The sequence below is a fragment of the Niveispirillum sp. FG148 genome, from assembly GCF_057809655.1.
Genome location: NZ_JBMDKJ010000036.1, coordinates 53479 through 61839, shown reverse-complemented (window position 1 = coordinate 61839; position 8361 = coordinate 53479). Strand labels below are relative to the sequence as shown.

The following is an 8361-nucleotide window of genomic DNA, read 5'->3' as shown; positions in this document are numbered from 1 at the left end:
TCGCGGCAGACGCCGCTCTGCGCCTGGGTCCCGGCTTTCGCCGGGATGACGGGAAGAACGGGCTGAAAAGAGGTAACGGGCCTCTTAACTCTGCGCCTCTGGGCCGCAGCATAAGGACGCGCAAAATGGCCCCCCTCACTTCACCACCGACAACCGAAAGCTCATCTCGTGGCGATAGGGCTTGCCCGGGTCCAGGCGCGCGGAGACAAAGCCGGGCTGGTTGGGGGCGTCGGGGAATTTCTGCGGTTCCAGGGCGATGCCGTCGCCCATGCGATAGACATGGCCCTGCTTGCCGATCAGCGTGCCGTCCAGGAAATTGCCCGTGTAAAGCTGCAGGCCCGGTTCGGTGGAAAACACCTCCAGCACGCGGCCGCTGTCCGGGTCCTCCAGCCGCGCCGCCAGCTTGGGCTTGGCCGTCAGCCCGGCATCGATCGCGAAATTATGGTCATAGCCGCGGCCCGCCACGATCTGCGGGTCGCGCCCGTCGCGGATGCCGTCGGAAATGGTCCGTCCCTTGCGGAAATCGAACAGACCGCCATCGACGGGCTTCAGTTCCCCGGTGGGGATCAGCGCGGCATTGACGGGCGTGTAATGGCTGGCCGGCATGGTCAGCCGATGGTTCAGTACACCCAGCGCGCTGCCTTCGCCCGCCAGATTGAAGATGGCATGGTTGGTCATGTTGATGATGGTCGGCTTGTCGGTAGCCGCCTCATAAACAATGGTCAGGTTGTTCTGATCATCCAGCGCATAGGTGGCCTTGGCCTGCACCCGGCCCGGATAGCCCAGGTCACCATCGGGGCTGTCCAGCGTCAGGGTGACCGACGCGGTGGGGCCGTTCTTCACGTCGGTGACGGTCCAGACCTGCTTGTCAAAGCCCTTGCCGCCGCCATGCAGCGAGTTGGTCTTGTCGTTCAGCGGTATTTGATAGGTTTTGCCATCCAGCGTGAAGCGGCCGCCGGCAATGCGGTTGGCATAGCGGCCGACCGTGACGCCGAAATAATTGGGCGTCAGCTCATAGGGGGTCAGATTGTCATGGCCCAGCACGATATCGGCCACCTGCCCCCTGCGGTCCGGCGTCTTCAGCGCCTGCAGCGTCGCGCCATAGGTGATGATGGTGGCGCTGGTGCCGGTGGCATTGGACAGGGTCACCGCCTCCACCTTGGCGCCATTGGACAGGGCGCCGAAGGGCGCACGCGCGGCCGTCGCGGCGGCGGCGTCACCGGCCGTGAACGCCATGCCGGCGCACAGCGCCATGGCCAGGGCGGGTTTCAGCGGCAAGGCGGCGGGACGGCTGGACATTCTCTGGGTTCCTCCGGAAGGGGGCGCATGCGCGGTTGACCGCGTCGGCGGGGCGTTGGTATATACTCATACAAATAACAAACGAAGACGCCAAGAGGGAAAGCACCAAGATGCCTGTCGCCCCCACGCAGACCAGCGCCGCCGCCGCCCAAACCGGCGCTGCGCATCAGAAATCATACACATCCGTGCTGGCCCTGCTGGCGAGCCTGTTTTTCATCTGGGGCTTCATCACCGTCATCAATAATACGCTGCTGCCGCATTTACGCAGTGTTTTCGACCTGACCTATGGCCAGGCGACCCTGATCGAGTCGGTGTGGTTCGTGGCCTATCTGGTGGCGTCGGTGCCGTCGGCCAAGCTGATTGAGCGTGTCGGCTATAAGCGCGCCATGGTCATCGGTCTCTTGACCATGGCCGGCGGGTCGCTGCTGATGATCCCGGCCGCGCGCATCCCTTCTTATGAGGTGACGCTGGTGGCCCTGTTCATCGTGGCGGCGGGCATTGCGCTGCTGCAGGTGGCGGCCAATCCCTATGTCGCGGTCGTCGGCCCGCCGGAAACGGCGTCCTCGCGCCTCAATCTGGTCCAGGCCTGCAATTCGGCCGGCACGACGCTGGCCCCGTTGTTCGGCGGCTATCTGATCCTGGGTCGGTCGACCAGCGGCACGGCAGAGGCCGGCACCACCCTGACGGCGGCCGAACGTCTGGCCGATGCGCAGTCGGTGCAGCTGCCCTATCTGATCGTGGCCGGCGTGCTGCTGGTCCTGGCCGTGGTCATTGCGCGGGCCCATCTGCCCGATATCAGCGCCACGGCGCGCCGGGCCGATGCCGCGGAGCGCAAGAAGCATTCGCTGTGGCGTCACCGCAATCTGGTGTTCGGCATCCCCGCCATCTTCATCTATCTGATTGCGGAAATCGGCGTCGCCAACCTGTTCATCAATTTCATCAGCCAGCCCGACATTGCCAACATCACCCATGAAAAGGCGTCCGGCTATCTGTTCCTGCTCTGGGGCGGGATGATGGTGGGCCGCGTGGGCGGTGGTTACCTGATGCGCTGGATCGCGGCGGAAACGCTGCTGGCCGCGGCCTCCATCGGCGCTTTCGTCGTCATGCTGCTGACCGTGTTCACGGGCGGGACGGTGGCCATGTGGGCGCTGATCGCCGTGGGCCTGTTCCATTCCATCATGTTCCCCACCATCTTCACGCTCGGCATCCGCGGCCTGGGCCCGCTGACCGAAGAAGGGGCCGGCCTGCTGATCATGGCCATCGGCGGCGGCGCGCTCGTCTATTTCCAGGGCCAGTTGGCTGATGCCTATGGCCTGCAATGGTCCTTCCTGCTGACGGCTGTGTGCGAACTGTATGTGCTGTTCTACGCGCTCTGGGGTGCCAAACCCACGGCGGCCATCGCTGTTGAACATCGGCTGGAGGATTGAGGGGGGGGGTGATCTCCCTTCTTCCCCGGCAATCCGCCTCTCCCCGTCATCCTGCCTCTCTCTCCGTCATCCGGCGTCTCTCCCCCGTCATCCCGGCGAAAGCCGGGACCCAGGGGCCAAGCGCCCGACCTTTCGACGGCTTTGATTGACGCTGTGTCAACGGTTCGTCCTGGGGCCCCTGGGTCCCGGCTTTCGCCGGGATGACGGGGAAGGGACGATAAGACGGGCGAAGGGGGCGGCTACCCCACCGCCATGACCTTTCACCCCGGACCCGTCCCATCCGCGTCCGCCCAAGGAGTTCCCATGTCTCAGTCCCTGATCCAGTTCAGCGTCAACGGCACCCGTGGTGTCGCCCTGCTGGATGATGCCGGTGCCCGTATCGTGCCCGGTGCCGCCTCCACCCTGGATCTGGCCCACGCCGCCATTACCGCCGGCCGCACCCTGGCCGGTGAAGCGGCGGCGCGCGGGGCAGGGGATGACCTGGACCTGTCGTCGGTCACCCTGCTGGCCGCCATCGACCATCCCGATCCGGCCCATCTGCTGGTGGCGGGCACGGGCCTGACGCATCTGGGATCGGCGGAGGGCCGGGACAAGATGCACAAGGCGGCCCAGCAGGGCCAGACCGACAGCATGCGCATGTTCCTGATGGGGCTGGAAGGCGGCAAGCCGCCGGCCGGCCAGACGGGCGTGCAGCCTGAATGGTTCTATAAGGGCGACGGCCAGATCCTGGTCGGCCCCGATGCGCCGCTGACCTCTCCCGCCTTCGCGCTGGATGCAGGCGAAGAGCCGGAGATTGCCGGCCTCTACCTGATCGGTGCCGACGGCACGCCGTTCCGCCTGGGCTTTGCGCTGGGCAATGAATTTTCCGACCATGTGACCGAGCGCGGCAATTACCTGTGGCTGGCCCATTCCAAGCTGCGTCAGGCCGCCATCGGCGCCGAACTGCTGCTGGGCGCGTTGCCGGCGCATGTGGAGGGCAAAAGCCGCATCCACCGCGATGGCGCGGTGCTGTGGGAAAAGCCCTTCCTGTCGGGAGAGGCAAACATGTCCCACACGATTGCCAACCTGGAACATCATCATTTCAAGTACGACCTGTTCCGCCGGCCCGGCGACGTGCATGTGCATTTCTTCGGCACGGCCACGCTGTCCTTCAGCGACGGGGTGAAGACGGCACCGGGCGACATCTTCGAAATCGAAGCCGCCCCCTTCCGCCTGCCCGTGCGCAATGAAATCGCCTGGGCGCTGGCGCGGGACGTGACGGTGCGGGCGATTTAGGGTCTGTCTGGTATAAAGTGAAACGGATTGGTTCCCTCAACCGTCACCCCGGTTTGTCACCTATAGGCTAACTTCGTCAATTGCACCTTCCCTGCCTCCCCCGCGAAAGCGGGGGTCCAGGGGTCAAGGGCTCCCAAGCGTTGTTGCCTGTGGCCCCTGGATCCCCGCTTTCGCGGGGAAGGCACGTTATTCCAAGAGGCTAACTTCGCGCCTATGGGCCGCAGCATGGGTGACGGTAGAGAGGCTTCAAGGTCCGTCCAAGACTTCTCCCACCGCCTCACCCGAGAGGAAACCACATGACCAACCGCAATATCCTTCTGGGTCTGGTGGGCCTGGGCACCATCGCCCGCAACCAGCATCTGCCCGCCATCGCTGCCACGCCGGGCATGGAGCTGGCCGCTATTGCCAGCCGCCATGCCGGCCTGCCCGACCTGCCGCATTATCACGACATCGCCGACCTGCTGGCGGCCCAGCCGGACGTGAATGCGGTGACGCTGTGTACCCCGCCACAGGGCCGCTTCGCCCAGGCCGCGGCCGCCCTGAACGCCGGCCGCCATGTCATGCTGGAAAAGCCGCCGGGTGCGTCGGTATCAGAGGTGGTGGCGCTGGCCGCGCTGGCGCGGGAAAAGGGCCTGACCCTGTTCGCCACCTGGCATTCGCGTGAGGCGGCGGCGGTGGAGACGGCGCGCAACATCCTGACCGGCACCAGGGTCCTGTCGGTGGAAATCATCTGGAAGGAGGATGTGCGCCGCTGGCATCCCGGCCAGGAATGGATCTGGCAGCCGGGCGGGTTGGGCGTGTTCGACCCCGGTATCAACGCCCTGTCGATCCTGACCCGCATCATGCCGTCGCCCGTGCATCCGCTGTCGGCCGTGCTGTCCTTTCCCGCCAACAAGCAGGCCCCCATCGCCGCCGACCTGACGCTGGCCACCCGCGACGGCGTGCCCGTAAGCGCGGCCTTCGATTTCCGCCAGACGGGGCCGCAGACCTGGGACATCCGTGTCGAAACGACCGACGGCCCCCTGGTCCTCTCCGATGGCGGCGCCCGGCTCAGCTTTGCCGGCGAACAGCGTCTGGCCGCCCCCGACCATGAATATCGCCGCCTCTACGCCCGCTTCGCCCAGTTGATCGCCGCCGGCCAGTCGGATGTGGACCTGACACCCCTGCAGCTGGTGGCCGACGCCTTCCTGCTGGGCGAACGGGTGGTAGTGGCGGAATTCCACGAGTAGGGAGGGCAGCGATGCAAATCGTGCTGCTCGACAGGTCAGTGTAAGTGGACCATCTCAAACATGGGGATACCGCCCTGGTCGCGCCGATTGAGGCGGACTTGGCGCTTTTAATCACCCCATGGTGACGCGTGTCGCGACATCAAGCTGACAAACTCGAAACGACATCAGCTCACCACCAATTCGGTCTTCCGAACTGAATGGCGCGCTGATGTCACTCGAATATGTGATTGATCGCTTCCGACAGTTCGATCAGCGCAAAACCGCCGCCGAACAGGATGCCGATTTGCGCTACATGTGATCCGCCCAGAGGAAGCTTTTGGGCAAATCTGCTGGACAGCGCCTCAAGGACGACGAGGAGCAGTTCAATCGCGGCAAATATTGATAAGTAGGTCATGGCACACTCCTTCATTAAGGGTGGAATGTGCCGGAAGGAAACTAGATATAGTGTAGGCCTATTTTGTTTCAGTAATAGTGCAAAAATATTGCCATTTTGGGGTTGGGGGCGGGCTCAGTCGCCCTTTAACATTTTTGACGCTTGTTTGTCACATCCCGTGAAATTCTATATCAGCGGTCGAGAAGTATCTCCACGCCGTGTTCACATCCGCCCCTCTCGAAGGACGGAGACAGTCAGTTTTTGACTTGGCAGAAGTCAGGACGACATGGGGTGATCACGTTAACCCAATCCCAGGCCGACTTATGACTTCTTAATCGGCCATCCGCATTCGGAGCGGGCACCCCACCCGCTCCGAACGTCACCCCCCTTACGCCCCCTTGCCCGCGAACAGGCGCACGCCGAAGGACGGGCCGGCGGAGAAGCCGGTTTCCGGTTCGAAGCGGATGCGGACCTTGTCCTTGCCCTTGGTCAGGGCCTCGGGGATGGCGTAATCGCGTTCGAAGAACTCGCCGGGCTTTTCGGCGTTCAGCTCTTCCTTCGCGATCTCCTTACCGTCGACCAGGATGGAGAATTTGCGGCTGCGCTCCTCCCCCCAGTATGTCGCCTGCAGCACCAGCGGCCCGGGCTTCGTCTTCATGGTGAATTCGAAATAGCCGCCCGTGCGGGCGTCGCGGCCGTTGCGGCCGCGATAGGTGACGGGGTAGGAGATCTTGGCGTCCAGGTCGTGGTCGCGCTCGGCCTGCATCTCGCCCAGATGCATCATGTCGGCCGAGCGTTCCTGCAGGTCCTTCAGCCGCGCCTGCTCCGCCTCGAACCGCGCCTGTTCGACTTTCCATTCCGCATCCGTGAAGCGCTTGAAATAGACGGCGGTGTTGCGTTCATGCTGGAAGGTGAAGGGCCGCAGGGTGAGGTCGCCCGGCCGGACAATGCCCTTTGTCTGGAACACCGATGCCTCGCCCGTGGGCTGCATCGCGGCCAGCAGGTCGCTGCCCACCAGCACGGGCGGCAGACCCTTCCAGGTCTCCGTCGCCGGGCCCAGATCGCCGGCCAGGACCAAGGGCCCGTGCAGCAGGGCGACCGTGTTGGGGTCATCCACCGTCGCCTCGATCCGCAGTTTGCGCGGCAGGGTCAGGGCGATGGTGTCGCCGGCCTTGAACGGCCCGGACACGCGGATATAGCCATTGCGCGCGGTGGCATCGGCCGGCTTGCCATTGACAGCGACCGTCGCGCCCGTACACCAGCCCGGCACGCGCAGCATCAAGGCGCCCTTGCCCGCCGGCTTGGTCACCGTGATGGTCACATCGTCGGCGAACGGATAGCGGGTTTCCAGCCGCAGCCCCGGCGTCGACTGGCCGGCGGCCAGCGTGCTGGGGATATAGAGATTGACCGTCACATCCGCGCCGGCCTGCCAATAGATGGATTCACCATGCTTGGCATGGCTTTCCATGCCGCTGCCGACACAGCACCAGAAATCGTCGAACGGCGTGGAAAACTCCCGATGCGTGCCCGACATCAGCGGCACCATATAGGCGAACATGCCCGTCTTCGGGTTCTGGTGCGCCATGATATGGTTCAGATGTGCGCGCTCGTAATAATCGAAATAGCGCGCGTCCGGCGTGCCGGCATAGAGATGCCGGGTCAGCTTCAGCATGTTGTAGGTGTTGCAGCTCTCGCAGGTCTGTTCGGTGATGTGCTTGGACACTGACCGCGGCGTCTGGAAATATTCGCGGTCGGCATTGCCGCCGATGACATAGGAATAATCCCGCGTCACCGTCTCCCAGAAGAAGCTGGCGGCCTTGCCGTGACGCTCCGCGCCCGTGATCTCGTGCAGGCGGGCCAGGCCGATGATCTTGGGAATCTGGGTGTTGGCGTGGATGTTGGGCAGGCTATCGATGCCCTGGCTCAACGGTTCCAGCACCTTGCGGTGATAGATCTTCTCCGCCAGCGCCAGCCAGCGGCGATTGCCCGTGCGCACGTAAAGCTCGGCAAAGCTCTCGTTGATGCCGCCATGTTCGCAGTCCAGCACCTTCTGGATCTGCTCATCATTCAGGCCGGCAAAGACATCGTCGATATAGGCGGCCAGCTTTTCCGCCACGGGGATGCCGTGGTCAAGGTTGCACAGTTCCTGCGCGTCCAGGATGCCGGCGAACATCTTGTGCCAGGTATAAAGCGGGACCCAGCAGCCATTCAGGTCGAACCCGCGCGAGCGGATATCGCCTTTGCGCACCTCGTCGAACACCAGCTTGCCATGTTCGATCTTGTCGCCATTCTTGCGGGTGAAGCCGGCGACGAAACCGTCCGGGCTTTGCGCCTGGCACAGCGCCAGTTCGTCGATGATGTAGGACAGGCGGCGCTTGCATTCCGCATCGCCCGTCTGGGCGTACATCAGCGCCAGCGCCGTCATGTAATGGCCCAGCGTATGGCCCGCGATCGTGTCGCTTTCCCAGCCGCCATAGACCTCGCCCTTCGCCGGCAGCCCCGCCTGCGTGCGGAAATTATGCAGCAGGCGGTCGGGTTCCAGCTTGTGCAGATAGGCCCGGTTCGCTTCCAGCGCCGTCAGGAAGGGCGACGGCAGCAGCCGCACGGACGACAGCGGGAACGGCTCCATTTTCGGCCTCAAGGCACCGGTGAAGGGGGCGGCAAGGACGGGGGTGGTGCCCAGCAACAGGACAGCCGGGGCCGTTCCCAGCAACAGGCGCCTGGACAGGCCGTGCTGGGTTGAACGCGGGTTGGACAT

General features: G+C 64.2%; 6 protein-coding genes. 3 read left to right on the top strand and 3 right to left on the bottom strand.

Annotated features, from left to right (window positions below; genetic code table 11):
- Positions 1–135: 135 nt before the first annotated feature.
- Positions 136–1299: an aldose epimerase family protein gene (locus ACODTW_RS24980; RefSeq protein ID WP_488948852.1), complete on the bottom strand. Its 1164-nt coding sequence runs from the start codon at positions 1297–1299 to the stop codon at positions 136–138.
- Between the two features lie 110 nt (positions 1300–1409).
- Between ACODTW_RS24980 and ACODTW_RS24975 the strand changes: the two genes are divergently transcribed.
- The 3 genes from ACODTW_RS24975 to ACODTW_RS24965 all read left to right on the top strand — a co-directional run bounded on the left by ACODTW_RS24975 (position 1410) and on the right by ACODTW_RS24965 (position 5230).
- A complete protein-coding gene (locus tag ACODTW_RS24975) occupies positions 1410–2726 on the top strand; it encodes a sugar MFS transporter (RefSeq protein WP_488948851.1) in 1317 nt (438 codons plus the stop codon).
- A 303-nt stretch (positions 2727–3029) separates the two neighbouring features.
- Complete coding sequence (gene araD1, locus ACODTW_RS24970; RefSeq protein WP_488948850.1) at positions 3030–4001, top strand: AraD1 family protein; 972 nt, start codon at positions 3030–3032, stop codon at positions 3999–4001.
- A gap of 296 nt (positions 4002–4297) precedes the next feature.
- The gene (locus ACODTW_RS24965; RefSeq protein ID WP_488948849.1) at positions 4298–5230 is read left to right on the top strand and encodes a Gfo/Idh/MocA family protein; all 933 of its coding nucleotides are present in this window, start codon (positions 4298–4300) and stop codon (positions 5228–5230) included.
- Between the two features lie 211 nt (positions 5231–5441).
- On the opposite strand, the gene ACODTW_RS24960 is transcribed toward ACODTW_RS24965, so the two are convergent.
- Positions 5442–5624, bottom strand: coding sequence for a hypothetical protein (locus ACODTW_RS24960; RefSeq protein WP_488948848.1), 183 nt, complete (start codon positions 5622–5624; stop codon positions 5442–5444).
- A 367-nt stretch (positions 5625–5991) separates the two neighbouring features.
- Positions 5992–8361: a beta-L-arabinofuranosidase domain-containing protein gene (locus ACODTW_RS24955; RefSeq protein ID WP_488948847.1), complete on the bottom strand. Its 2370-nt coding sequence runs from the start codon at positions 8359–8361 to the stop codon at positions 5992–5994.

Coding starts and splice junctions, on each gene's coding strand:
- ACODTW_RS24980 (WP_488948852.1), bottom strand. CDS start 1,299: ATGTCCAGCCGTCCCGCCGCCTTGCCGCTGAAACCCGCCCTGGCCATG.
- ACODTW_RS24975 (WP_488948851.1), top strand. CDS start 1,410: ATGCCTGTCGCCCCCACGCAGACCAGCGCCGCCGCCGCCCAAACCGGC.
- araD1 (WP_488948850.1), top strand. CDS start 3,030: ATGTCTCAGTCCCTGATCCAGTTCAGCGTCAACGGCACCCGTGGTGTC.
- ACODTW_RS24965 (WP_488948849.1), top strand. CDS start 4,298: ATGACCAACCGCAATATCCTTCTGGGTCTGGTGGGCCTGGGCACCATC.
- ACODTW_RS24960 (WP_488948848.1), bottom strand. CDS start 5,624: ATGACCTACTTATCAATATTTGCCGCGATTGAACTGCTCCTCGTCGTC.
- ACODTW_RS24955 (WP_488948847.1), bottom strand. CDS start 8,361: ATGTCCAACCCGCGTTCAACCCAGCACGGCCTGTCCAGGCGCCTGTTG.